This is a genomic window from Dawidia cretensis, assembly GCF_018598175.1.
Taxonomy (GTDB): domain Bacteria; phylum Bacteroidota; class Bacteroidia; order Cytophagales; family Cyclobacteriaceae; genus Ohtaekwangia; species Ohtaekwangia cretensis.
The window spans coordinates 343,159-369,267 of sequence record NZ_JAHESE010000001.1 but is presented as its reverse complement, the minus strand read 5'-3'; the positions used below and the strand labels follow the sequence as shown (position 1 = coordinate 369,267).

General features: G+C 49.7%; 24 protein-coding genes. 12 read left to right on the top strand and 12 right to left on the bottom strand.

Going from position 1 to position 26,109, the window contains the following annotated elements; genetic code table 11:
- Positions 1-8 precede the first annotated feature (8 nt).
- Positions 9-1,196, top strand: coding sequence for a class I SAM-dependent rRNA methyltransferase (locus tag KK062_RS01580; protein WP_254082475.1), 1,188 nt, complete (start codon positions 9-11; stop codon positions 1,194-1,196).
- A 65-nt stretch (positions 1,197-1,261) separates the two neighbouring features.
- Here KK062_RS01580 and KK062_RS01575 read toward each other — a convergent pair whose 3' ends face one another.
- Complete coding sequence (locus KK062_RS01575; RefSeq protein WP_254082474.1) at positions 1,262-2,125, bottom strand: hydroxypyruvate isomerase family protein; 864 nt, start codon at positions 2,123-2,125, stop codon at positions 1,262-1,264.
- Between the two features lie 166 nt (positions 2,126-2,291).
- Between KK062_RS01575 and corA the strand changes: the two genes are divergently transcribed.
- The 3 genes from corA to KK062_RS01560 are packed head-to-tail and all read left to right on the top strand — an operon-like array spanning position 2,292 to position 4,661.
- Positions 2,292-3,242 carry a magnesium/cobalt transporter CorA gene (corA, locus tag KK062_RS01570; protein ID WP_254082473.1) on the top strand — a complete coding sequence of 317 codons (951 nt, stop codon included), beginning with the start codon at positions 2,292-2,294 and terminating at the stop codon, positions 3,240-3,242.
- Between the two features lie 16 nt (positions 3,243-3,258).
- On the top strand, positions 3,259-3,891 hold the full coding sequence (locus KK062_RS01565; protein ID WP_254082472.1) for a deoxynucleoside kinase: 633 nt from the start codon (positions 3,259-3,261) through the stop codon (positions 3,889-3,891).
- A 14-nt stretch (positions 3,892-3,905) separates the two neighbouring features.
- Positions 3,906-4,661 carry a sulfite exporter TauE/SafE family protein gene (locus KK062_RS01560; RefSeq protein ID WP_254082471.1) on the top strand — a complete coding sequence of 252 codons (756 nt, stop codon included), beginning with the start codon at positions 3,906-3,908 and terminating at the stop codon, positions 4,659-4,661.
- Here the strand turns inward: KK062_RS01560 and KK062_RS01555 are convergent.
- The gene (locus tag KK062_RS01555; RefSeq protein WP_254082470.1) at positions 4,658-5,530 is read right to left on the bottom strand and encodes a 1-aminocyclopropane-1-carboxylate deaminase/D-cysteine desulfhydrase; all 873 of its coding nucleotides are present in this window, start codon (positions 5,528-5,530) and stop codon (positions 4,658-4,660) included. The two genes, KK062_RS01560 and KK062_RS01555, sit on opposite strands and share 4 nt — an antisense overlap.
- A gap of 138 nt (positions 5,531-5,668) precedes the next feature.
- On the opposite strand from KK062_RS01555, the gene KK062_RS01550 reads away from it, so the two are divergent.
- Positions 5,669-6,721 carry a PA0069 family radical SAM protein gene (locus tag KK062_RS01550; RefSeq protein WP_254082469.1) on the top strand — a complete coding sequence of 351 codons (1,053 nt, stop codon included), beginning with the start codon at positions 5,669-5,671 and terminating at the stop codon, positions 6,719-6,721.
- Between the two features lie 478 nt (positions 6,722-7,199).
- On the opposite strand, the gene KK062_RS01545 is transcribed toward KK062_RS01550, so the two are convergent.
- Positions 7,200-8,561: a dipeptidase gene (locus KK062_RS01545; protein ID WP_254082468.1), complete on the bottom strand. Its 1,362-nt coding sequence runs from the start codon at positions 8,559-8,561 to the stop codon at positions 7,200-7,202.
- A gap of 60 nt (positions 8,562-8,621) precedes the next feature.
- Positions 8,622-9,992 carry an exonuclease domain-containing protein gene (locus KK062_RS01540; RefSeq protein ID WP_254082467.1) on the bottom strand — a complete coding sequence of 457 codons (1,371 nt, stop codon included), beginning with the start codon at positions 9,990-9,992 and terminating at the stop codon, positions 8,622-8,624.
- Positions 9,993-10,059: 67 nt separating this feature from the next.
- Between KK062_RS01540 and KK062_RS01535 the strand changes: the two genes are divergently transcribed.
- Together KK062_RS01535 and KK062_RS01530 are read left to right on the top strand one after the other, a co-directional pair.
- A complete protein-coding gene (locus KK062_RS01535; protein ID WP_254082466.1) occupies positions 10,060-10,413 on the top strand; it encodes a phage holin family protein in 354 nt (117 codons plus the stop codon).
- Between the two features lie 109 nt (positions 10,414-10,522).
- Positions 10,523-10,984: a hypothetical protein gene (locus KK062_RS01530; RefSeq protein WP_254082465.1), complete on the top strand. Its 462-nt coding sequence runs from the start codon at positions 10,523-10,525 to the stop codon at positions 10,982-10,984.
- Positions 10,985-11,193: 209 nt separating this feature from the next.
- On the opposite strand, the gene uvrA is transcribed toward KK062_RS01530, so the two are convergent.
- On the bottom strand, positions 11,194-14,043 hold the full coding sequence (uvrA, locus tag KK062_RS01525; protein ID WP_254082464.1) for an excinuclease ABC subunit UvrA: 2,850 nt from the start codon (positions 14,041-14,043) through the stop codon (positions 11,194-11,196).
- Positions 14,044-14,146: 103 nt separating this feature from the next.
- Positions 14,147-14,542 (bottom strand): hypothetical protein, encoded by a 396-nt coding sequence (locus KK062_RS01520; RefSeq protein WP_254082463.1) that lies wholly within the window; start codon positions 14,540-14,542, stop codon positions 14,147-14,149.
- A gap of 182 nt (positions 14,543-14,724) precedes the next feature.
- Between KK062_RS01520 and KK062_RS01515 the strand changes: the two genes are divergently transcribed.
- A complete protein-coding gene (locus KK062_RS01515; RefSeq protein ID WP_254082462.1) occupies positions 14,725-15,375 on the top strand; it encodes an RNA polymerase sigma factor in 651 nt (216 codons plus the stop codon).
- The gene (locus KK062_RS01510; protein ID WP_254082461.1) at positions 15,326-15,529 is read left to right on the top strand and encodes a hypothetical protein; all 204 of its coding nucleotides are present in this window, start codon (positions 15,326-15,328) and stop codon (positions 15,527-15,529) included. The genes KK062_RS01515 and KK062_RS01510 overlap by 50 nt, the downstream gene beginning before the upstream one ends.
- 5 nt (positions 15,530-15,534) lie before the next feature.
- On the opposite strand, the gene KK062_RS01505 is transcribed toward KK062_RS01510, so the two are convergent.
- From KK062_RS01505 to mutY, 5 genes are all read right to left on the bottom strand, one after another.
- Entirely contained in the window at positions 15,535-16,122 is a 588-nt protein-coding gene (locus KK062_RS01505; protein WP_254082460.1) for a 3-keto-disaccharide hydrolase, read from the bottom strand.
- Complete coding sequence (gene gldD / locus KK062_RS01500; protein WP_254082459.1) at positions 16,119-16,724, bottom strand: gliding motility lipoprotein GldD; 606 nt, start codon at positions 16,722-16,724, stop codon at positions 16,119-16,121. The genes KK062_RS01505 and gldD overlap by 4 nt, the downstream gene beginning before the upstream one ends.
- Entirely contained in the window at positions 16,705-18,003 is a 1,299-nt protein-coding gene (locus tag KK062_RS01495) for a CNNM domain-containing protein (protein ID WP_254082458.1), read from the bottom strand. The genes gldD and KK062_RS01495 overlap by 20 nt, the downstream gene beginning before the upstream one ends.
- A 22-nt stretch (positions 18,004-18,025) precedes the next feature.
- On the bottom strand, positions 18,026-18,472 hold the full coding sequence (locus tag KK062_RS01490; RefSeq protein WP_262899117.1) for a single-stranded DNA-binding protein: 447 nt from the start codon (positions 18,470-18,472) through the stop codon (positions 18,026-18,028).
- 104 nt (positions 18,473-18,576) lie between these two features.
- Positions 18,577-19,632, bottom strand: coding sequence for an A/G-specific adenine glycosylase (gene mutY, locus KK062_RS01485; protein WP_254082457.1), 1,056 nt, complete (start codon positions 19,630-19,632; stop codon positions 18,577-18,579).
- Positions 19,633-19,729: 97 nt separating this feature from the next.
- Here mutY and KK062_RS01480 point away from each other — a divergent pair, with 97 nt between their 5' ends.
- The 3 genes from KK062_RS01480 (at position 19,730) to KK062_RS01470 (ending at position 22,681) form a co-directional block, all read left to right on the top strand.
- Positions 19,730-20,065, top strand: a complete 336-nt coding sequence (locus KK062_RS01480; RefSeq protein ID WP_254082456.1) for an HU family DNA-binding protein — start codon at positions 19,730-19,732, stop codon at positions 20,063-20,065.
- A 46-nt stretch (positions 20,066-20,111) separates the two neighbouring features.
- Entirely contained in the window at positions 20,112-20,927 is an 816-nt protein-coding gene (locus tag KK062_RS01475) for a tetratricopeptide repeat protein (RefSeq protein ID WP_254082455.1), read from the top strand.
- A 194-nt stretch (positions 20,928-21,121) separates the two neighbouring features.
- Positions 21,122-22,681: an Rne/Rng family ribonuclease gene (locus tag KK062_RS01470; protein WP_254082454.1), complete on the top strand. Its 1,560-nt coding sequence runs from the start codon at positions 21,122-21,124 to the stop codon at positions 22,679-22,681.
- A gap of 317 nt (positions 22,682-22,998) precedes the next feature.
- Here KK062_RS01470 and KK062_RS01465 read toward each other — a convergent pair whose 3' ends face one another.
- The gene (locus KK062_RS01465) at positions 22,999-25,974 is read right to left on the bottom strand and encodes an AsmA family protein (RefSeq protein WP_254082453.1); all 2,976 of its coding nucleotides are present in this window, start codon (positions 25,972-25,974) and stop codon (positions 22,999-23,001) included.
- Positions 25,975-26,109 lie beyond the last annotated feature (135 nt).

Genomic DNA, 26,109 nt, shown 5'->3' with positions numbered 1-26,109 from the left:
TAAGTACTATGGTTCAATCGGGAACAGTCATTTTAAAGAAAGGAAAAGAGCACTCCATCGAGCGGTATCACCCCTGGATCTTTTCCGGCGCGATACAAGAATCTACCGGTTCACTGACGGACGGCTGTTGGGTGGAAGTGTTGAGCTATAAAAGCAAACGGCTTGGTTTTGGCCACTATCAGAAGGGCAGTATCATGGTGCGTATGCTACAGTTTGGTCCTGATGAGCTGGGTGAGCATTTCTGGGAGAACAAATTCCGCCAGGCGTTGCAGCTGCGGAAAAGCGCGGGGCTGCCGACGGAGGCAACCAATGCCTTTCGGCTGATACATGGCGAGGGCGATGGCCTGCCGGGCCTCATCGTTGATTATTATGATGGTGTAGCTATTGTTCAGGCGCACGATGCCGGCATGCACGAAGATCGCCACCGCATTGCGGAGGCGCTGCTAAAAGCACTAGGCTCAGGGTTGCAGACCGTGTATTACAAGAGCCATGGCACGTTGCCTGGAAAGCTGCGCGACGAACATCATAACGAGTACCTGTCGGGTATGAGCGCCGTGCCGCATATTGTTGTCGAGCACGGGAAGAAATTTTATATTGATTGGGAAGAGGGTCAGAAGACCGGATTCTTTTTAGATCAGCGTGAGAACCGCCGGCTCCTGGGAGAGTTCAGCGCCGGTAAGACTGTATTAAATACATTCTGTTATACGGGGGGCTTTTCGGTGTATGCGCTGGAGGCAGGCGCACACGTGGTGCACTCCGTCGATGCTTCGGAGAAGGCTATTCAGTTGACGCGGAAAAATTTGGAGCTTAACGGCTTTGATGCGGAGAAGCATGCTTGCTATGCCATCGACACGTTTGATTTTCTGGCGGACAAACATCATGCGTACGATGTCATTGTACTGGATCCGCCGGCGTTTGCCAAACATCGCGATGCGCGCCACCAGGCTGTGCGTGGTTATCAACGGTTGAATGCAGAGGCGATGAAAGTGATTCGCCCGGGTGGTGTCATCTTTACCTTCTCCTGCTCGCAGGTTGTCGACCGGCAACTCTTCTACGATACCATTGTGTCGGCGGCCATACAGGCCGGACGCCAGATAAAGGTATTGCATCATTTGTCACAACCGGCTGACCATCCGGTTTCGATCTTCCATCCGGAGGGTGAGTATCTTAAGGGATTGGTGTTGTTTGTGGAGTAGCGGGGAAACAGAGTGAGTGTGAGAGCGGGAGCGACCATGCTCACTCTGTTTTTCTTTGTGCAGCTTTAAATATCGCAGAGCTTTACGGCAGCGGCTAGTGATGTCATGGGGTCTTTGGCAGGGATGAATTCCTGTGCAACAAACCCTTTGAAGCCGGTGGCGGCAATGGCCCGCATAATGGCCGGGTAATACAACTCCTGCGACTCGTCTATCTCGTGGCGGCCGGGTACCCCACCCGTGTGATAGTGGCCGATATATTTTTTGTGTTTATTGATGGTGGCAATCACATCCCCTTCCATGATCTGCATGTGGTAGATGTCGTATAGTAACTGGAAGTTATCCATGCCGGTCTTTTCGGCCAGCTTTACTCCCCACTCGGTGTGGTCGCACTGGTAGTCCTTGTGATCTACTTTGCTATTCAACAGTTCCATGCAGAGTGTGATGTTGTGTTTCGCGGCCAGCTTTAGTACAGGCTCGAGTCCGCGGGCGCAGTTTTCCAGTCCCTGTTCGTCCGTCAGTCCGTTACGATTGCCGCTAAAACAAATGACATTCTTGAGGCCGGCGTCGGCTGCTTTGGGAATGTTCAGGGTGTAGTCTTTGAGCAGCTGCGCATGCAGCGAAGGGTCGTTAAATCCTTTTGTCAGGCCAATGGGGCTGCCGTAGGCCATGGCGCACGTCAGGCCATGTTTCAGAGCAATGGGCCACTGCTCGGCGTTGAGGAGCTCGACCGATTTTATGCCCATGGCTTTCGCGGCTTTGACAAGGTCTTCCAGGGGCATGCCGTTGTAGCACCACTGGCATACGGAATGGTTGATGTTTCCTTTCATGGGTATGGGTTCAAGGGGTTGAGCAGACGATCCGAATGCCGGCAGCGCGAGCGACCCGATCCCTGCCACGGCCATGGTTTTTAATGCTTCTTTACGGTTCATGGTTGTAGGATAAGATATACGATTTACTACTTTACGTTTGAAAACCCAATGCCTGTGCCAAAAATGGAACGAGTTCCGGAAACGTTATTTTAACGGCGGCCATGCCGGCAGATTAATGGTTTGTATTTAAAAGAATGGCCCTAACTTGCACGCTGCTTAGAAGACTATGATCCGAGTATACACCCTTCGACAAGGAAAGCTGGAGCAGCATAAAAATCTGCCGCACGAGGAGATCATGAAGTTGTCCAATATCATTTGGATAGACTTGCAATCTCCGTCGCAACAGGAGAAGGTCTTTGTGGAGCGTAATTTTAAGATCGAGTTCTTTACCCACCAGGAGGCACAGGAGATCGAAAGCAGCTCGCGGTTTCTCGAAACGGAAGAAACCATTGAAATTAACCTGGGCTTCATCTCCAGTGACGTGGAGCTTTCGGTGCAGAACGTCACATTCATTTTAAAGGGGAATATTCTCTTTACCTATCGCCAGGGCGATCTCAAGACATTTGCGGAAGCGGTACGCAAGCTGAAGTCCATGAACGCCGAAACCAAAGAGCACGGCCTGGATATTTTCCTGACAATCTTAGAGAGTCGTATCGACAGCGACGCCGACTTGATCGAAAACATCAATCGACGAGTCAATGCCATCAGCAAGGAGCTTATTGCCCGCGAGTCGCTGAAGGAGGATATGCTGCTGAACATTGCCCAGTTGCAAGAGAACACCATGCTGCTACACGAAACCATTACGGAAAAGCAGCGGGTGGTAAGCTCACTCATTCGTATCCCGGAATTCAACAAGATTGAGAACGAGCGCTTGAAAGTAATTATCAAGGATATTGGCTCGCTGCTGCAGCACGCGCAGTTCAGCTCCGAGCGTCTCGAATACTTGCAGAATACTTTCCTGGGTCTTGTCAACATCGAGCAGAACACGGTCATTAAGATCTTTACGGTGGTGACGGTTGTGTTTATGCCGCCCACGCTCATTGCGAGCATTTATGGCATGAACTTTAAAGTTATGCCCGAGCTTGGGTGGACTGGCGGCTATCCCCTAGCCATTGCGTTGATGATCTTCTCATCGCTCGGCTTCCTTTGGTATTTTAAACGCAAGAAATGGCTGTAAGCCGGCACCGATCTGTATGCAGGAACTGAAGCATATTGCCATTTGTGGTAACATCGGGTGTGGCAAGACCACCCTGTCCCAAAAACTCGCACGACACTATGGATGGGAAGCGCTACTTGAATCAGTGGAAGACAACCCCTATTTGCGCGACTTTTACGGCGATATGCCACGGTGGGCGTTTCATGTACAAATCTATTTCCTGACAAGCCGCTTCAAGCAAGTAGCCCGGATACGCGCCAGTGAGAAGATCACGGTACAAGACCGCACCATCTACGAAGACGCCTATATATTTGCGGCGAACCTGCGCCGCAGTGGCTTTATGTCGGAGCGTGACTATGCCTGCTACCTGGACACCTTTCAGTCGATGATCGCGTTTGTGCAGCCGCCTGATTTGCTGATCTATTTAAGGGCCGACATTCCCAAGCTGGTGCGTCAAATCGAAAAGCGGGGTCGTGATTATGAATATTCCATCCGACTTGACTATCTGAAGAATCTCAACACACATTACGAAAACTGGATTCAACACTACAAGCCGGGCCGTTTACTAATAATCGATGTGAACGAGCTGGACTTTGTTGAACGTGTAGAGGATTTTTCTTTTATCGTCAATAAGATCGATCTTGAGCTGAACAGCTTATTTCATGTTTGATGCCCATACCCGGTATGATCTCTCTTTTTTCATTTGAGCTATCGGTTGCCGATCTTTTTATATTTTTCCTGGTAGCGATCTTTATTGGGATGTCCAAGGCAGGCGTGCATGGTATGGGAATGATGGCGGTACCGTTGCTGGCATCGGTGTTTGGCGGTCAGCTTTCCAGCGGTATTATGCTACCTATTCTTTGTATGGCGGATATCCTGGGCGTGTTATACTATCATCGTCATGCCGAGTGGAAATACTTACGCAAGCTTTTTCCCTGGGCGGTAGTAGGGACCATCCTTGGCACGATTGTCGGCAAAAGTATACCTGACGATGTATTCCGGCTGATCATGGCAGTGATCATTATTCTGACGGTGATCATCATGATCTGGTTGGAGTACGGGCGGAAGGAAGATGTTCCGGATAGTTCCTGGTTTGCTGGATTGGCAGGCACGACGGGTGGGTTTACGTCGATGGTGGGAAACCTGGCCGGTTCTGTTATGGCAATATACTTTCTCTCCATGCGTCTACCCAAGAATTCATTCATCGGTACGACGGCGTGGTTCTTTATGGTCATGAATTGTTTTAAGATCCCCTTTCATGTATGGAGCTGGCATACGATTACCTGGAATAGCATCTTGCTTGATCTCATCGCGCTGCCGGCGATTGCCGTGGGCGCATATATTGGTATCGTCATTGTAAAGCATTTAAAAGATAAAACGTACCGTTGGTTTATTAAGGCCATGACAGTGCTGGCGGCGGTGCTTATGCTATTGCGCTAGCCGTTTCCCTGGAGCCCGCCCGTGTGGATCGCGAGGATTCTGCTGCCGCGCGCGAAGTAGCCTTGTTGAACGAGATCATAAATACCCCATATCATCTTTCCAGTATAAACGAAATCGAGCGGGATGTTGTGTTTAGCCTGGAAGCTTTTTATAAATGCAATCAGCGTATCATTCTTTTTTGCATAGCCACCCATGTGGTATTGATCATTGATGTGCCAAGGGCGTGCAGGTTGATCGGTGTTCAGTAACGTCGTTACATCCTCTGTGAGGAAGCTTCCTTTGAGCGCTGAAAATCCGATGATCTCTCCGTAAGCAGCGCCTTGTATAATTCCTGCTATTGTACCGCCGGTTCCTACGGCGAGGCATATATAGTCGAAAGGCTCGACGGGGAATGTCGTTGCAAATTCGCGTGTGCCTTTTATGGCGAGTGCGTTGGTGCCGCCTTCGGGGATAGTATAGAACTTGCCGAACTGTTTCTGCAGTGTTTTCAGAAAACCCTCTTCCGTCTTTTGACGATATTCTTCCCGGCTACTGTAGTGCATATGCATGCCCATGGCTTGCGCAAATGCCAGGGTGGGATTAAGCGGTGTAGTTTCTTCGCCGCGCACAACGCCTATGCTTTTCAGCCCCAGTGCATGTGCGGCGGCAGCGGTAGCGTAGAGATGATTCGAGTAAGCACCGCCGAACGTAAGCACGGTGTTATGTCCTTGTTGTTGTGCGGCTTCCAAGTTGTATTTTAACTTCCACCATTTGTTGCCGGAGATGTGTGGGTGGTTTAGGTCTTCGCGCTTTATGTGGAGCGTGACGTCGGCGGCGGCCAGCGTGTCGTCGTAGATTGGGATGACGGGAGTAGAATGATACGTTAGCAAGCCGAGGAATTTGAGCGAAAATAAGCAATTGGAGAAAGCGGGGCAGGATAATTTATTCTAATGAAATTAGTTGACAATACTAATTAAATTAGATAACTATGTGGTGTTGGTTACGGGTTATCAGAAAGGAGGACGAGCATGGATGACGAGTATTTCAAAGGCCGGGGTGCACAAATCAGAACAGGTAATAAATTTCTGAAGGCTCAGTATGTCACGGACCACGTGGAGGGATTGGACGAGCCGCTGATGGAGGCGCCCACCACGCAGGTGTTCTTTGAGACGTCAAAGACCATTGTGAACAAGGTGACCAGTCCGGATCTGGGCATGATGTATTCAACCAATCCCTACCAGGGATGTGAGCACGGTTGTATCTATTGTTATGCGCGCAATACGCACGAGTATTGGGGCTTTAGTGCAGGAATTGATTTTGAAAGCAAGATCATTGTAAAGAAGAATGCTCCGCAATTGTTGGAGAAAATGTTGTTGAGTCCGACATGGCAGGCTGTGCCGATCAGTGTATCGGGTAATACGGATTGTTATCAGCCGCTCGAGCGTAAGATGGAAATTACGCGCAATATGTTAAAGGTATTTGCGCGCTACCGCCATCCGTTGGGAATGATTACAAAGAACGGGTTGATACTACGCGATTTGGATTTACTAAAAGATCTGGCGCAAGATAACCTGGTGCATGTATACATTTCTATTACTACGCTGGACGAGAAATTGCGCAGTGTGATGGAACCGCGTACGGCAAGCGCGATCAAGCGGCTCAAGACTGTGGAAGTATTGGCGAAGGCGGGGATACCGGTCGGGGTTATGAATGCACCCATTATACCGGGCTTGAATCATCATGAAATTCCGCAGGTACTAAAAGCAGCAAGTGAACACGGTGCATTGAGCGCGGGGATGACCGTCGTGCGGCTGAATGGTTCGATCGGTCAGATCTTTGAAGACTGGTTGCGTAAGAATTTTCCAGATCGTTTCGAGAAGGTGTGGCATCAAATCTGTGAGATGCATGGCGGCAAAGTGAACGATTCAAACTTTGGACGACGTATGACTGGCGAGGGAAATTTTGCACAGGTTATACATCAATTGTTTCGGGCATCGAAAAAGAAGTATTTCGGAGACAAAACGATGCCGCCAATCGATCTGACAAAGTTTAGGAAGGGTGGGAATTTGAGTTTGTTTTGATTGGGATATTCCGGAAGGATATACAGTGTATTCTTTCAAGAGAATGAGAAATGGTAGAGATTGTGATATGGTTTAAGTGTCGTAGTCCTGAATGTCGGGGCGAGGAGACAGGGAAAAATGGAAATAGTTAGGCGTGAGGTGGTATAGTTCAGGTGTTGCGTGATGGGCTTGCGGTCGGAGACACCTGGGCACGGCGTGGCGGTTCCGAGAGGTCGGGACTAAACGGAAAGTTTCGGTGATGGGGAATGGTGTGTGTTGGGTAGAGAGAAACTCTCTTGTGAGCTGGTTCAGATGTTGTGCGGTGGAAATATGGAGGAGACATCTGAACGGAGCATGACGGTTCTATTTTATAGGACCGTGGAGGAAGCTAATAGGATAAGTAATCGCGTGTTTGAGCGGAAGCAAGTTTTCTCCTAAACAAAAAGCTCCTCCCTTCGAAAGAAAGGAGGAGCTTTTCTTTTACAGCCTTTGCTGCGGGTTATTTCTTTGCGTAGTGTTTGTAGAACGCCACAATGGTTTCAATCCCTACCAGGAAGTTGTTCACTCCATAGTGTTCATTGGGTGAATGCAGTGCATCGGTGTCGAGTCCGAATCCCATCAATACTGTATCAAGTCCCAGCTCTTTTTTGAACAGTGCCACGATCGGGATACTTCCACCATCGCGTGTCGGGATGGGACTCTTACCAAATACTTCTTCAAAAGCTTTGCTTGCGGCACGGTATGCGTCCGAGTTTGTAGGCGTTACCGCGGGCTCGCCGCCGTGATGTGCCATTACTTTAACCTTTACGTACGGTGGAGCGATTGCTTTGAAGTGGTTTGTGAAGAGCTCCGTAATTTCGGCGCTGACCTGATTTGGTACCAGTCGCATGGAAATCTTGGCGCTTGCCTTTGACGGCAACACAGTCTTAGCCCCTTCACCGGTGTAGCCGCCCCAGATGCCATTGACATCCAATGTGGGTCTTACGCCGGTGCGCTCGAGTGTGGTATATCCTTTTTCGCCTTTGATCTCGTCGATGCCCAATTCCTTTTTGTAGTCGTCCAGGCTGAACGGCGCTTTATTGAGGTCTGTGCGTTCGGCTGCGGTGAGCTCGGCAACTTTATCGTAGAAGCCGGGAATGGTCACCTTGCCGTCTTTGTCGTGCAACGAGTCGATCATGTTGCAGAGCACGTTGATGGGGTTGGCAACGGCACCGCCATACACACCCGAGTGCAGGTCGCGGTTGGGGCCGGTTACTTCCACCTCCATGTAGCTCAGGCCGCGCAGGCCGGTTGTGATGGAGGGGTGCTCCAGGGAGATGAGGGCTGTGTCGGAGATCAGGATGACGTCGGACTTGAGCTTGGCTTTGTTTGCTTTTACAAAGTCGCCGAGGTTGTCGGAACCAACTTCTTCTTCGCCTTCTACCATAAACTTGATGTTGCATGGCAGCAGGTTCAGTTTCATCATGGCCTCGAAGGCTTTCACGTGCATGTATACCTGACCTTTGTCGTCGCAGGCGCCGCGCGCGTAGATCTTTTCGTTGCGGATGACCGGTTCAAAGGGGGGTGTATCCCACAGGTTGAGCGGGTCGGGCGGCTGCACATCGTAGTGGCCGTACACCAGTACCGTTGGCAACGAGGGGTCTATCAGTTTTTCGGCGTATACAATGGGGTGACCCTTTGTTTCGTTGATCTCCACGTTGTCTACGCCCGCGGCTGTGAATTTTTCTTTTAAAAACTCGGCCGCTTTTCGTACGTCTTGCTTGTGTTTGCTGTCGGCACTGACAGAAGGAATGCGTAGCCAGTCGAATAGCTCGGAGAGAAATCTATCCTTGTTGGCGGTAATAAATTCTTTTGTTGTCATGTTGGGTTAGTTGACTGCTGCAAACTTAACCCTTGCGTCGGATTGTCGCGCATTTTTCCTTTAAAAAACAACCAATTCAACGTCTCGCGGATTGGAGAGGTACGAATTAACAACGTTTTGTACAATCGGTGTTTCGGGGCTTACCCGTACGTAGGTGCGCGCGGATTCAAAATCAGTGATGGCTACGTCGCGGCCGAAATAGCCAAAGCCACAATACACACCTTTGTCTACCAGCACAAGCGACTGTTCTTCTATATTGCGACCTCTGCCAATAAGTGCTACGCTGCTGCCTGAAGCTTTAAAGGATACAACGGCTTGCGTTAAGCGATTGTTATAGTCTGCTGCACCTTCGACTCCTTCGCAGGCACCGCGACATTCGCCTGTCTGATGGGCGAAGCAGAGTCCCTTTGCGATCTGTAGTCCGGAAAGCTTGGGGCAGAGCTCAAATTCGCGTACTTTCTCCCACAGAAAATTCCAGGCGTCGCTTTTGTTGCCAAAACGGATCAGCGGAAAAGTGCCTTTGGTAATAATGTTTGCTGTAAATCGAAGGTATCCGTTGCGATCTTCGTAGCTGAAAAGGCCCCACTCTTCTACTTTCTGTTTTTGTGCCTGGTTATACTTTGGCCACAGGCGGCGAATTTCCTGCGACTCCAGAATGAGGGCAATCAATTCGTTGCCGGTAAGCTCGAAGGTAACATGGTGTATTTCGTTCCGGATCTTCGAGCGGCTCCACTCACGGGCGTCGCCGGAAAAGTGTCCGGCAATACGTTTCTTGATGTTGATGGCTTTGCCGACATAGATCACTTGTCCGCGTGCGTTCAGAAAATAATATACACCCGGTAGCGATGGTAATTTGTCAAACTCTTCTTTTGGCAGGTTGGGCGGCAAAATGGTTTCGCCTGAATTTTTCTTAAGCGCCTTTAGGATATGGCCTTCACGATCGCGCTCCAGCAGCTCGTGAAAGATCTTCACGGTGGCATGTGCGTCGCCGTCTGCGCGGTGGCGGTTTTCAATTTGTATGCCGAGGCTTTCGGCCAGGCTACCTAAACTGTACGAGCGCAATCCCGGTACGATCTTACGACTCAAGCGCACGGTGCACAGTTTGCGTGGTTGCCAGTTCACACCGACCATCTCAAATTCCTGTTTGATGAATGAATAGTCGAAGTGCGCATTGTGTGCGATAAATACGCGTCCGTCGAGTTTCGCGAACACCTCTTCGGCAATTTCTTCAAACGAAGGCGCATCCATCACCATTTCTGTGGTGATGCCGGTAAGGCCTGTGATATAGTATGGAATTTCGCGGCCCGGGTTTACCAGTGACCGGTAGCTGTCCGTAATGCGAATGCCGTCGTGGTGATAAATCGCGATCTCGGTAATGCGATGACTCGCCGCAAATCCTCCCGTCGTTTCGATGTCAACAATCGCGTACATGTTCAAATTTAGAGTTTGACATCTAAAGGTAAAAGCAGAACTTCAACCAAATTTTTGAAGCCCTAAAATGAACGGAATCATCGGTTTTTTGTTGAGCGGACTGGCAGTTTTAATTGGTGCGTACCTGTTGCCAGGTGTGCACGTAGATCATTATGGGTACGCGCTGCTGGTCGCCGTCGTGCTGGCGCTGGTGAACGCTATCGTAAAACCCATTCTGGTTGTGTTCACAATACCTGTCACTGTCTTTACACTGGGGCTTTTTCTGTTGGTGATCAATGCGCTCATGATCCAGCTGGTAGACTTCCTGACACCCGGCTTTCGCGTCGATGGTTTTTGGTGGGCGCTTGCGTTTAGCCTTCTACTTTCCCTGATCAACAGCATCCTGGGTGACCTGAGCAAGGAAAAAAAAGATCGCCGTTAGGCTTGTAATGGCTTGGTGCTCAGGCCCGATCCAACATGTTTTACAACTGGCACTGCGTTTGCATTTGTAGGGTCAAGGGGTTTACCTCCGAGATTAAAAACGAGTACTTATGAAAACGACGATCTTTTTACGCGCAGCATCGATAGCGTTGTTGGCCGGTTCCAGTGTAGGCGTATATGCACAAGGTAATCGTGGCGGCCATCATCATGGTGAGCATCATCATCACGACAAGCACCCTGTGCACCATCACAACCGTCACTGCGGCCACGAGGTGCGCGTCGTCCATCACCATCACCATGCGCCGGTCGAGCGTCGTGTTGTTTATCACCATCCCCGCCCGGTGCGGTATGTCTACTACCAGGACTATAACGTATATTATGATTACCAACGCCAGGTATATATATCGTTTGGCGGCAGAAACTGGAACGTAAGCGCGGGTTTACCGGTGGCCATGCGTCACGTAGATGTACACCACGCTACCCGTGTGGAAGTAGACGAGTACTATGACGATGATTTCAATACGTACCTCGATACGAACAGACCTGGTGGCCGTGTTTATGTGAGACGTTAATACACCGTAGTGTGGGGTATATGGGGACGTTGGCCGAAAGAAAGTGAAAAGATATCTCACACTGCCTACAACTTTCCAGACACTTGTTGTGTCTTCAGATGCAAACCCTTCCGCATACATTCATGAAAAAGAAGATCTTACTGATTGTGGGCATCGTTGTCGCTATTGTCATAGGTCTTTACTCCGGTCTGTTGGCTTGGCCCTGATGGCTATTTAAGCTTCTCGCGAAGAAAATCAGCGGTAAAGCCCTTTCCTTTTTTCACCATGTCCTCTGGTGTGCCTTCAAACATCAGGGTGCCTCCTTTCTTTTCGCCACCTTCCGGGCCCAGATCAATGATCCAGTCCGCGCATTTGATGACTTCAAGGTTGTGCTCAATGACGATAACGCTATGGCCAATGTCTACCAGGGCGTTGATCGCTTTCAGCAGCTTGGCAATGTCGTGGAAGTGTAAGCCGGTAGTCGGCTCATCAAAGATGAAGAGGATGTGACCTTCGGTCGAGTTCTTGCCCAGGAAGGACGCAAGCTTCACGCGTTGTGCTTCACCCCCACTCAACGAGTTGGAAGACTGACCCAGCTTGACATACCCCAAGCCTACATCAAATAGCGGAAAGATCTTGTCATGGACGGCTTTCTTGTCCTGGAAGAATGTCAGAGCATCTTCCACCGTCATATCCAGGATGTCGGCAATGTTCTTGCCATTGTATTCCACTTCCAGGACTTCTTGCTTGAAGCGTTTGCCGTGGCAGCTTTCGCATTTCAGGAAGATGTCGGCCATGAACTGCATTTCTACCCGAATCTCGCCTTCACCCTCGCAGGTGTCGCAGCGCCCGCCCTCTACGTTAAAGGAAAAATGCGCGGGCTTGTAGGCGCGTTGTTTGGAGAGCGCTTGCTCCGCAAACAAATTACGGATGGCGTCGTAGGCTTTTACGTAGCTGATCGGGTTCGACCGCGACGACTTGCCAATGGGGTTTTGATCCACAAATTCCACCTGCGTGATCTTGCTAAACTCGCCTTCGATCTTATCGTATTTGCCCGGTGTTTCTGATACGGAGCCACTCAAACGACCCAGCACGGGGTACAAGATCTTTTTGATCAGGGTAGATTTTCCCGAGCCGCTTACACCAGTAACGACGGTCAATGCCGCCAGCGGGAATTTCACCGTCAGGTTCTTGAGATTGTTTTCACGCGCGCCAAAAACCGTTACGGAGTCTTTCCATTTGCGACGCATTTTGGGCGTCGCAATTTCTTCGCGGCCGGAGAGGTAGTCCGTTGTATGTGAGCGCACTTTGCCATTGAGATCTTTTAACGTGCCCTGGAAGACGAGCTCGCCGCCGTGGCTTCCTGCGTCGGGACCGATGTCGATGATCTGGTCGGCTGCGCGCATAATCTCTTCTTCGTGCTCTACAACGATCACCGTGTTGCCCAGGTCGCGTAGGGTTTTTAGTACCTGGATCATGCGATCGGTGTCTTTGGGATGCAGACCGATGCTGGGTTCGTCGAGTATGTACATCGAGCCCACCAGCGCGCTACCTAATGACGTCGCCAGCTTGATGCGTTGGTATTCACCACCAGACAATGTAGAGGTGATCCGGTTCAGGTTTAAGTATCCCAGGCCGACCTTCGTCAGATATTCCAGGCGTGATTTTATTTCAGTCAGGATGCGATCTGAAACCTTTTGGTCGTGTACCGGCAGTTTCAGGTTGTTGAAGAAGACCAGTGCGTCTTCAATCGGTAGCAGCACGATGTCTGTAATGGATGTGTCAGCAATCCGCACGTATTGTGCATCTTTCCGCAGGCGTGTGCCTTTGCAGTCGGGGCAGTTGGTGCGGCCGCGGTAACGCGACAGTAGCACGCGATATTGAATCTTGTGTGTTTTCGACTCCAGGTAGCGGAAGAATTCGTGAATGCCCGAGAAGTGACTGTTGCCATTCCACAACACTTCTTGCTGTGCTTTTGTGAGCTCGTTGTAGGGACGGTGAATGGGGAAGTCGAACTTGATGCCATTTTTGACCAGCGGCTTTTGCCATTCGCCCATCGTTTCACTTCGCCATGGGGCAATGGCACCTTCGTACACCGACAGTGATTTGTCGGGAACAACCAGGTCTTCGTCAATGCCGAGCACTTTGCCAAACCCTTCGCAGGTCTGACAGGCACCGTAGGGGTTGTTGAAGCTAAAGAAGTTGATTGACGGCTCGGTGAAGGTCATGCCGTCCAGTTCAAAGCGGTCGGAGAAGTGCGTTTTTTTCGATCCCTCTGCATAGATAATGCAGTCGCCTTCGCCTTCAAAAAAGGCTGTTTGCACGGAGTCGGACAGGCGGAACGTGGTGTCTTCGTCATCCGGCTGTACGCTGGCGCGGTCGATCAGAATTTCAATCTCGCCCGTAATCTTAGCCGCCTTGGCGGGTGCTTTTTTCTTGCCTTCTGGTACTGGGGGCGTAAGAACCTCTTCAATGAATTTCATCTCGCCGTCTACCAATATGCGGGCAAAGCCTTTGCTGAGCAGCAGATTGAGCTCGTCGTGAAGCTTCCGTCCTTTTTTGATCAGCAGTGGGCAGGCAACCATGACACGGGTGCCCTGGGGCAGGCCGTTGATATAATCCACGGCGGTGCTGACCGTGTCGCGCTTCACCTCTTTGCCGCTCACGGGCGAATAGGTTTTGCCGATGCGGGCGAACAGCAGCTTGAGGTAGTCGTAAATTTCGGTGGAGGTGCCGACAGTGGACCGGGGGTTGCGGGTGTTGACCTTTTGCTCAATGGCAATGGCAGGTGAAACGCCCTTGATGTAATCCACTTCGGGTTTTTCCATCCGGCCCAGGAACTGGCGTGCGTATGAGCTGAGGCTTTCTACGTACATACGCTGTCCTTCGGCGAAGAGGGTGTCAAACGCAAGCGATGATTTTCCGGAGCCGGAAAGGCCTGTAATGACCACCAACTTGTTGCGGGGAATGGCGACGCTAAGATTCTTGAGGTTGTTTACCCGTGCACGTTTGATAATGATGTATTCGCGGGGGTCGAGGTCTTCGATTTGTTTTTCGGTTGCAGTCAGTGCCTGGCTCAAAGTTTCGTCTTTAAGGTGTCAAAGTAATCAATCTATCCAAAAAACAAACACCATCCGTGGGGATGGTGTTCCGGTCTTTGTGCAATATTTTTTAATCAGCCGATCAGGCATCAAAATCAGGATCGTAGCTGGCTTCCCGTCGTTTGCCGCCACCTTCTTCGTCATAGTCGTCGTCATTGCTGGCGCCGCTGCTGCTCTCGAAGTCGTCTTCATTGTTGTTGAAGTCGCTGCCGGCATCGTCAGAATTATCGAATTCTTTTTCCGTTTTGGATGATTCGACATCGTATTCACCTTCACTGTTCTTCGTGACGGGCACTTTGATCAGGTAGGTAGAATCCTCAGTTTCCAGCGGAAATACGAAGATAGGCTCTTTCTTCGCATTGGTGATGCGGGTGATGCTCGCTTCGTATCCGTTCGGATATTGCTCATGAATTAAATCCTTCAAATCTTCTGAAAGATTTTCAAGGCTTTTGATAACTTTTTTCTTACTAACTGCCATACTTTACGGTGACCAAATCTTCGAGCAAATAGCTAAAGAAATAGTATGAGAGGCAAGAATTTTTAGAAATTTTTTTGCGCTTTTACGGGAAACCATCTATCTTTTCATTCTAATTCCAACTAATTCTAAATCTAACCCCTACAATATCGACAGAGATCTCTACGTTACCTAAATGAGACAGAATGATTGACAGCAGATTCAGCGACAGCCAGTTAGTGTCGCTCTATCGTAACGGTAACGAGAAGGCTTTTGAGATGCTCTTGCACCGCCACAAATCGAAGCTCTACACGGCTATTTACTTAATTGTAAAAGACCGCTACACTGCAGAAGACTTGTTGCAGGAGACTTTCGTGAAAGCGATCAATACCATCCGTAGTGGACGGTATAACGAGGAGGGGAAATTCCTGCCATGGATCAGTCGCATTGCCCATAACCTGGCAATCGACCATTTCAGAAAAGACAAACGCTACCCGGAGATAGTACTGGAGGATGGAAGCCGCGTATTCGATTCGTTGAAGTTCGCGGAAAAGTCCATGGAGGATCAAACTATCCGTCGTGATACGCGGATGAAACTCCGGGATTACATTAAGGACTTGCCGAAGGAACAAAAACAGGTGTTGATTATGCGTCACTACCTACAGATGAGCTTTCAGGAGATCGCCGGCCGCACCGGAGTGAGCATTAACACTGCTCTGGGCCGTATGCGGTATGCGTTGATAAACCTGCGTAAGAAGATGATCAATAACAGAGCCTATGATAAAAACTTTTACGCAAACCGACCTGGTGAGGTACCTATACCAAGAGATTACGGAGGAGGAGAGCCAGGAAATTGACCGTGCACTGCTGTGCGACAACGAGCTCAAGTCGTTGTTCAATGAATTGCGTAGCATGATGGACGAGATCGACACTGCCGACCTCCAACCCTCGCCCGCTACGGTGCAGAACATTTTAAGCTATTCGCGCAGCCTGCAAGAAAAGCAGCGGTAGCTTTTTTACAGCGCCTTCAGGTGCACCTTGCGCCACCGTACCTTCACGCCGCCGCCGTCGTGGATTTGCAGGGCTATTTTGCCGCTGCTGGCGCCTATTTTGTCGTCCTTTAAAATAATCACCGGATGCCCGTTCAGGTGGGTTGTCACCTGGTCGTTCTCTACACGGACGACCATCTTATTCCATTGGCCTTCTTTTAAGAGCTTTTCAGCCTGTGCATCGGGCTGAATCAGCCAACCGCGCCCATACGACTCATAGATGCCGCCGGTGTGTTTGCCGGCCGGCGCTACTTCTGCTTGCCAGCCAGTTACGCGCGTGCCTTCGATCGATGAATGAAAGAATATTCCGCTGTTACCGTTTGATTCCTGCTTGAATTCGACCGTCAACTCAAAGTTCTTATATTCTTTTTGCGTTGCCAGGTAGCCGTATTGTTTGTCGGGGCCGCTTTCGCAAATAAGCTCGCCATTTTCAACATACCATTTCTCCGTGCCGTACACATCCCAGCCCGTAAGGTCTTTTTTGTTGAAGAGATCCTGTGCTTGCACGCCGGCAACCGTGAGGATACAAAACAAGAATGCTTGTATTTTTTTCATAACGATGATGCCGGTTTTTTCCATACGAGTGTATTAATCATGTGCATGATATCTTTTTTCATGTAGTCGATGGCCGGTGCGAGCGAGTCGTTGGCGACTCGGGTGTTGAAGTATAGTGCTCCGCGCATGAAGTTGTCAACGGAGTCGGTAACGGTAAATTGAAATTGGCTGGGCACTTCGCCTTCCAACTCGGCAATGACGGCCGTCTTGCCACTGGGTGTTGTTGTAATAACTTCGTTAATAGCCGATGCTTTGATCTGGTGTTTCGCTGTAAGAGTGTATGCGTCATCCAATAGTTCCTTCAATAACTTTTCGTCGTGACGCAATGGCTTGTACGTAACGTGCACGTTTGCTTTTAACATCGGATAGTAGATCTCTACCCAATATTTTTCGCGTATGCGCGAGGAGTCGGGCAGCAGCCGTGCGTGTTTGGAATATTCGAACGTATAGGGCAGTGAGTCGGGCAGCGAAATGTACGACTGTTCGGGCAGCTCCAGGCGATTGTAGCCCAAAGGCTTGGGAAGATACTCACGCGTACAAGAATTGACGAATAATACGGTGATCAGGCCGAGGCCGAAAATGTTAATGTTTTTGCCGCTCATGAATGTAAACCCGAACCTGTTTGATCTCCTTGTATTCGAGTGATTCTACGGTAAAGGTAAATTGTTCATAACGGATAACATCACCTGAGACCGGCATTTTACCGTGCCATTCGAGCAGTTGCTCGTGCAGCGACTTATTTGCCGGTTCCACCAGCGGTATGGGCTCAGTCTCCGGCAGCAGCATCTTGTACAGATCCGTCATCGAGACATCGCCGGCAAACAGACAGGTATGGTCGTCCACACGGCGATAAAAGGCGACCGCGTGATCGAACTCATTGTTAATATCACCGACAATTTCTTCACTCAGGTCATGCAGCGTTACTAACCCCACGGTGCGTCCGGCGGTGTTGGTGACGATGGCCATTTTGATCGCTTTCTCCAGCAGTTCTATTAAAAGCAGGTCGATTTTTTTTGACTCCCGCACAAAGGTGGCCGGACGAATCAGGTTCTGCCAGCCAAAGTCAACCGACTCGTGTGTAAACGGCAGCAGGTCTTTGACATATAAAATACCGACGACCTTGTCGGCGCTTTCGGCATACACGGGCAAGCGCGCATAGCGCGCCCGGGCTATGTGGTTCTGGAGCTGTGTGAAGGTCAGCCGGCTGCTAACCGCTGAAGCATTTTTGATCGGGATCATAACATGCCGCACGCTGAGCCGGGTAAATGTCAGCGCGCCCCGTAGAATTTCTTTTTCGTTGTCTTCTTCTGCATTGTCTCCTTTCATGGAAAGACCCAGCACTTCTGCCAGTTCTTCGGCTGTAGGTTCTTTACTCTCTTGCTGGAGTAAGCGTTGCATCCACGAACGGAATCTGCGCAAGGGCCAGGTACCCGGCTTGCAAAGACGCGTTAATACGAGCCAGGTAGGGGCAGCGCGCAGGGAGAGCCGCATGTTGTGTTTGACAGCATATACCTTTAACAACGTTTCGCTGGTAAAAGCGATCAGGGCCACCACGGGTATTACCCACAATGCTGCGGTCATATAATTGCCCAGGAACACGATAAAGGTGAGCCAGACGGCGGTGTTCACCCACGTAACAGTGGTGATAAATAATTCGGGTCGCTCTAATAAAGTCAGTGCAGCATATGCGCGGCGGCCGGGCTGCAGACGAAGCGTGAGCATATCGTCCGTGGTCAGTGACAGCAATGCGGTCTTTGATAGCGTGATCATGATGGCCAACAGGAGCAGCACCAACAAGCCTGCGCTATATAAAAGTATACTCACCAGCTCGGGGCCGGTGAGTATATCTAGAAATTCGATATTCCCGGGAGGTTCGTCCACGTAAAAAGTACTCAGTGACGAATTAGAACGGGAGGTCGTCGGTGCTGGTATCGGCGGGTGCCGTGACGCGCATGTTGTCACCCGTGGGACGGTCCGACGAACCGTAGTCGGCGCCCATGCCACCACCGCCACCGTTGCCTTTGGGCGAAAGCATGTTCATGTTATCACCGACGATCTCTGTGGTGTAGCGCGTTACGCCTTCTTTCTCCCACGAGCGCGTGCGCAGTTTCCCTTCGATGTATACCATGTCGCCTTTGTGCAGATACTTCTGTGCGATCTCCGCCAGTCCGCGCCACAGCACGATGTTGTGCCATTCTGTTATTTCCTTTTTTTCACCGGTCGTGCGGTCCTTATAACTTTCAGAGGTGGCAATACTAAAGTTTGCTACTACCGCACCGTTTTCAAGGTTGCGTACTTCGGGATCTTTACCAAGGCGTCCAACTAAAATTACTTTGTTTACTCCTGACATATATGTTATTATTTATTTACAGCTTTCATCCCTCCATACGGATGTGCGGTACAACCGATATCATGTGGTGCATGGAGTAAACAAAAATACCAATCTTGGGTCAACTATAAAAGCTGATAGTCTTCCAGGAACCGACTAATCAACACCGGCTTAGGCAGATCAGAAATTTTTTGGGAAGAATAATATTTTAGCCCATCGGCACCCGATGCCTGCGACTTCTGCTCGGCCAATGTGATGAACGTGGCGTGAATGATCTGATGGCTCAGGACGTGTTTGTATTTTTTCGAGACGGTGACGTCGTCCGGATTGAATTTTTTGAGCAGCGGATCTTGCGCCATCAGTTTTACCGGGTTGGCGGGTTTTACTTTTTCGACCACATAAAAATCGTACAGCCCGTGCCAGATGTCTTTTTGGTCGCGCTTTTTCATCAGCATCGACTTCCCTTTGCGAATCACATAATAATAGAAGTACCGGGGCCGTGCTGCTTTTGCCTTGGTTTTGACGGGTAATACGCCTTGCAGCTCGTTTTTGGCGGCAAAGCAGGTGCCGATGAAGGTGCACTCCGGGCACTCCGGTTTGCCGGGTGTGCAGTACAAGGCACCAAACTCCATGATGGCCTGGTTGTGCTGGTCGGGTTTTTTTGCGCTAATCAGTTCATTCGCCAGTGCCGCAAAAACCTTTTTTCCTTCCGGACTGTTGATTTCTGTATCAATGCCAAAGATTCTAGAGAGCACGCGGAACACATTGCCGTCCACCACGGCTACGGATTCGCGAAACGCAAAAGACGCAATGGCGGCGGCGGTGTAATCGCCTATGCCGGGGAGGGTCTTAAGTGTTTGAAAGTTGTCGGGGAAGACGCCCTGAAATCGAGCCACCACTTCTTTGGCGCATTTGTGCAGGTTCCTGGCACGCGTATAATAGCCCAATCCTTGCCATAAGCGCAGTACTTCCTGTTCAGAGGCGGCGGCCAGGGCCTGGACGGTGGGGAATTTTTCGATGAACCGGAGGTAGTAGGGCAGTCCCTGGGCGACCCGCGTCTGCTGCAGAATAATCTCGGATAACCATATTTTATAGGGGTCTTGAGTATCCCGCCAGGGCAGGTTACGTTTACGCGTTTGATACCATTCAACGACTTTATCAGAGAAATATCGTTTGTCCATCCTCCTGATTATCAGATTTTTTCAATATTCATTTTTAAATCTACGAGCGGCATATAAATTTGCCAACCCAAAAAATTCGACATAAAAATATAACACAGTGACCAAAGCAGACATCATCAACGAAATTGCTGAAAAGACCGGAGTAGATAAAGCAGATGTCACCGCATCGGTGGAAGCTTTCTTCAGCGTGGTTAAGAATTCCATGGCCAATGGTAACAATATTTACATCCGGGGTTTCGGCAGCTTCATCAACAAAAAAAGAAAGAAGAAGATTGCCCGTAACATATCGCGAAATACGGCCCTGGTGATCGATGAGCACTATGTTCCCAGCTTTAAGCCTGCAAAAATCTTTGTCAGCAAAATCAAAGGCAGCGAGAAAGTTAAGCAGTTGGCCGATACGGCGGAGAAATATAAAGAAGAGGACGTCGACTAAGATCAGGACTCGTTCCTGAGACGTTCCCAGGAATTCCTTCCAAAACATGCTAAAAACGCGTATATTCTTAATAGTCGCCAGTGTGGCGGTCATCATAGCTCTTTTTCTGCTGCCTAAAGTAGTAGTAGAGAATGACGGTACCGTGGCAACAGGCGCCCAAGGGGCTGATTCTGTAGGTCAGCATGCCGATGTGCATGCCGCCGCACCCCGTGCTGTGGTTCAATCCATTGCATCTTTGCGCATTCAATATCAAAGAGGCTCGGAAAAGGAAAAAAATGCTATCTTTGCCGACTCTTTGGCGGGCCTATACCGAATTGCTGGCAAATTTGACAGTGCGGCGTGGTTTTCTGAAGAAGCAGCGAAGTTCTTTAACACGACGGGAAGCTGGATCGAAGCTGGTGATGATTACTACCAGGCCTTCGGTTTTGCGACGGAAGAAGCCAAACAAAATCGGCTGGCAGGGAAGGCACAGGAGCTTTACAAAAAGGTGTTGGATGAAAATCCCAAGAACCTGGATGTAAAAACAAAACTGGCCATGACCTACTTAAGCTCGACAAACCCCATGCAGGGCATTATGTTGCTGCGGGAGGTATTGGCAGAAGATCCTAAGAATGAGTTAGCCCTCTATAACATGGGGATGCTTTCCATTCAATCCGGACAGCACGAGAAAGCCGTGGAGCGGCTGGAAGAGCTGTTGAAGGTAAATCCCAATCACACACAAGGTCAATTACTGCTTGGCATTGCGTTGATGAATACTGGAGACAACCAGCGGGCGAAAAAACAATTTGAACGCGTAAAAGAAATGGACAAGGATCCAGCCGTACAAGCGACGGTAGATTCTTATCTGAAGGATTTGAAATAATAGCACCATTTAAAGCATTACTATGCCAAGCGGAAAGAAAAGAAAGAAGCATAAGATGGCCACGCACAAGCGTAAGAAGCGTCTTAGAAAAAACAGACATAAGAAGAAATAATCGGGCCACCGATTAGCACTGCTTCGCAGAAGTGAAGCAGTGTGTCTATACACATCATTTTTTTATTTAACAATTTCTTGTTTTGAGTAATGAACTAATCATTAGTGCCACTCAGAACGGATGTCGTATAGCCCTTCTTAAAGACAAGACGCTGGTTGAATTCCATAACGAGGAAGAAGGCAGCAAATTTACAGTAGGCGACATTTATTTAGGTTCTGTCAAGAAAGTAGTGCAGGGCCTGAATGCAGCATTTATAGATGTCGGCTACGATAAAGATGCCTTTTTGCATTACCTCGACCTGGGTCCGCAGTTCAGTTCACTTTCAAAGTTTACCAAGCTGGTCCGGGCCAAGAAAATCAACGGCGCCAAGCTCGACAAATTCAACCTGGAACAGGACATTGATAAGCACGGGAAAATAACCCAACAGCTTACCAAGGGTCAATTAATTCCTGTACAGGTTGTTAAAGAGCCAATCTCAACAAAGGGCCCCCGATTATCCTGTGAGTTATCCTTAGCCGGTCGTTACCTGGTGTTGGTACCTTTTTCCAACGCTGTCAGTGTATCGAAGAAAATAACCTCCAACGAGGAGCGTAAGCGCCTGCTTCGCCTGATCCAATCCATCAAGCCGGAAAAATTTGGTGTGATCATCCGCACCGTGGCCGAAGGCCGCGAGGTGGCTGAGCTCGACCGTGACCTGCGCAACATGGTGAAAACCTGGGAAGAAGGCATGGAACGCCTCGTGACAGCACAACCCCGCGATAAGGTAATCGGCGAAATCAATAAGACATCCTCTCTGTTGCGCGACATGCTAAACGAGTCTTTTGACAACTTGCATGTCGACGATAAAAAGATCTTCGAAGAGGTCAAAGCCTATGTACACACGATCGCTCCCGACAAGGAAAAAATCGTAAAGCTTTATACAGGCAAGGCCAAGATATTCGAGCACTACGGTATCGAAAAACAGATCAAGTCGGCCTTTGGGACGACTGTCAGCCTCAAAGGCGGCGGGTACCTGATCATCGAGCATACCGAAGCACTCCACGTCATCGACGTCAACAGCGGTAACAAATCCAACCGCGAAGAGAACCAGGAGACCACTGCGCTTTCTGTCAATATAGAAGCCGCCAAGGAGATCGCCCGCCAGCTGAGACTCCGCGATATGGGAGGTATCATCGTGATCGACTTTATCGATATGCGCAATATCGATAACAAGAAGCTCATCCAGAAGATCATGAAGGATGAGATGGCCGATGATAAAGCCAAGTCGACTGTGTTACCCTTGTCTAAGTTTGGTCTGATGCAGATCACACGCGAGCGTGTGCGTCCGCAGATGAATATTGCCACCAAAGAGGTTTGCCCTACCTGTAACGGTACTGGTAAAATTACCGCCTCTATCCTGGTGTCCGACCTCATCGAGAAGAACGTCGAGCACTTGCTGGTGAAGCAAAATGAAAAAGACCTGGTATTGGCCCTGCATCCTTATTTGCACGCCTATTTTACCAAGGGCATTATCTCTCAGCGCATGCGTTGGTACTTCAAGTACAAGCGCTGGGTGAACATCGTCATGGACTCCTCTATGGCCGTGACAGAATTTAAATTCCTGAACAAGGAAGGCGAAGAAATTCAGCTCACTGCGAGCTAATCATTAAGAGATCATAAGCCTGGCATATTGCCGGGTGTAAAAGGCCGCTTCATTATTTGATGCGGCTTTTTTGTTGGCTTAGCTTGCTTGTTTCAGGCGATGCACAGCCCCTGCGTTCCTGACTGGCTTATGAGATATGAGTGAGATGTCCGGGTCATGTCCTAGTCCTTATAGGACTAGCTTAACACTAGCTTAACACTAGCTTAAGTCTAGCTTAAGACTAGCTCAAGACTAGGAGAACCCCCTTCTAGCCGGCGTCCGAAAAGCAGAAAGGCCATCTTAAAAAGATGGCCTTTCCAGATCTTTAGCGGTATGTGCTAGTTCTTTTTCTTCTTCAGAAGGCCTTTGATGAGGCTCTTGGCATCTTCCACTTGTTTTTCCTGCGTGGTCGTCTTGGTGGTATCGGCTTTAGCTGTTGTTTTGGCGGTGTCTTTGCCTAACAGTTTGCCGATCACTTTTTCAGCTTCGGTGCCTTTTACAGCTTTCTCCAGGGCCTTGGTCCCTTCTTCTTTCGCTGCGGTAGTGGCAGCGTCCTTCACTTGCTGTTTCTGATCGTCCATGACCAGCTTGGTCGACGGGTTGGCGTAGTTACCCCCCACACCGATCGTTACGGGTATAGGCGCATTCGGATCGGACTTGGTGCCGCTATATTTCGACACCAGGCTGTTGAATTGTGTACCCAGCTTGCCGGCGGGTACATCCATCTTCAGGGTATAGTCGAGCGAGCCGTCCAGGCCTGTGCTGCCGGCCACGACCGTTTTATAGGTACCGAACTTCACGTCGAATGGTTCTACGGTCAGGCGTCCGTTTTTGATGGATGCTTTCATCAGTACGTCTTTCAGTGTTACCTGGTCGGTATCGTTCAGTTTGGTGATGGAGGTGATGCCCGACACGAGCTTAGAGCCGGTCAGCGCCGCTTGCGCGATCTTGATGTTACCATCGCCGAAGACCGTTGCCATGTTCGGCATCATGTCTTGCAGCAGCTCGCCGCTGAGCTTAAAGTCGGTCGAGAAGTTGCCGTTGACCAGGCCGGCAATCGGCGCGTAGGTAGTCACGAGTGACGACGCGCTAGAGGCTTCCTTCATCGATACGTTGTTGATGTTCAACACCATGTCATACTTGGGGTGGGCCAGGTCTTTGGTATTATAGGTACCGTTTACGACGAAGCCACCACCCAGCATGTTGAACTTCAGGCCGCTCATGTTGGCCACACCGTCTTTCACGACTATGTCGCCACTGGCATTGGTCATGGTAAAGTTCATGAGCTTCACCGTTTTGATGTCTGACTTCAACACAAAGTCGATGTTCTGCGGCACCGGAATGACACTGAGTGCGGCAGTATCCGTGGTGGTCGTAGTCGTTTCTGATTCGGTCATGAACTCGTTCAGGTCGAACAACGTCGAGTTGAAGTTTACGACACCTTTGATGGTGGCATTTTCACTAAAGACATATGCGATGTAATTCAACACAGAACCTGTAACGGCAAAATCGCTTTTACCGATCGTGCCTTTGAGGTTTTGCAACTGGATCTGTTTCGGGTCGAAGCTCATCGTAGCCTGCGAGATACCTACTGGTGGGAGGTCTTTTGTCAGGTATTTAAAGTTTTGCAGCGACGCGCTACCACTGGTCGGGAGGCGATCGTATTTCGACGCTTGCACGTCGGAGTATTTACCTTTTGTTGCGATATCAGCTTTTACTTTACCGGCGAGTGTCATGCCTTCCAGCGGGAAGATCTTCGTGATCTTCTCGAGGTCTACACCGCCTTTAACGTTCATGTCCCAGGTATAGTCGTCCAGGTTTTCCAGTGCCAGGTTGGCGTTGAAACGCTCGCCGTCGAGGAGCAACGACAGGTCTTTTACCGTCATGATGGTCTCGGCCATTTTGCCAGAGGTGTTCTTGATCGTCGACAGGAATTTCAGGTCTTCGAGGGGCATCGGGAAGTCGGCTGATTTCACAAAGCCGTCGGCCAGCGACATCGTTGCGTCGATGGCCGGGATGGTTTTCTTCAGGCTGTCGTATACACCTTTGGCGTTTACGTTCAGCGCATAGCTGCCCTTCATGTCCAGGCCTTGCATGGGGAACATCTTGTTCAGCTCGGCCAGGTTGAATTTTGCAGACACGGTAGCGTCTACGTTGGTGGGGTACATTTTTGTCACCAGGGCTCTTGCATCGATGGGGTTCGAGCCCAGGTCGAGGTGAAGCTTTTTGAGGTCGATGATGGTGTTGTCAATCACGCCGTCTTTGTTGTCTACCAGCAGGTCTACATTGATGTTGTTCACGGGTGTCGGCAGGTCGGGGTATTTAAACATCGCGTCTTTGACGAGCAGGTTCAGGTTGAACGCCGGCATCTGGGTTTCGCTATAGGTACCTTTGGCGAAGCCGTTAAAGGCCAGCTCACCTTTGGTCTCGATGTTCTTAAAGCTTTCCGAGTACATGCCTGGAATGAGTGAAAGAATGTCTTTGAACTCTGTCTCGGGACTCTTAAAGCTGATGTCCATGCCAAAGTCCTTTTCGTTCATTTTAAACCAACCGTCGAAGCTCAGGGCAAAGTCGTTGAGCCTGGCGGTGTTTTCCTTGAAGGTATACCTGGTGTATTGCTCGCTGATGGAAATGGTAGCGTCGATCTCTACGCGTTTGTCGCTGAGGTATTCTGCGCCGCCGTACTCCATGGTAAGTGTGTCGGCTACAGTTTTGGTGCGCAGGTCGAATACATCTTGAGTAAAGTCGCCGGAGCCGGAGTGATTCAGGCCTTTCAGTGTCATCAGGAATGGCAACGATTTGTCGTCGTAGATCACTTCGCCGTTTACAATTTCCCAGTGGTCAATACCGAATGAAAAGTCACCACCGGGCTCTTCCGTTGTTGTTGTTGTGTCGGTCGACGGAACGGCAATATCATAGTTGGCTTTGCCGTCTGCCAGCACGTGAATCTCCACGATGGGATTGATGATCGATATACCCTTTACCCGCAGCGCGTCGCCAAAGAGAATATCTTTCAGGTTTACCTCTACTTCAAATTCTTCGGCAACAAAAAGCGGTACTCCCTCGAACGGCGCACGGTTTATTACACCAAACTCGCGCATTTGCGCGGTGATGTTAGGAAAGTTCTTGAAGAGGGTCAGATCGAATTTATCAATGTCAAACAATACATCGGCGTTGACAGACTTAGCGATTTCTTTGTCAATGGCAGCTTTGATATCGTCCTTAAAAACGATCGGAACGATGAAGGCTGCCGCCAGGAGCAACACGACAAGTCCGCCGATGATGATGAATGTCCATTTCAGTGCTTTTTTCATACCTAATGATTTATCCCTTACTAAATTTGACAAGAGGAGGCCAAATTTACTAAACGGCGGCTGTCTTTTTTGTCCGATTGGGGAAAGCTTCTGCCAAAAGAATATTAGGGGGTTAGATTGTGGTAAACGTATAGA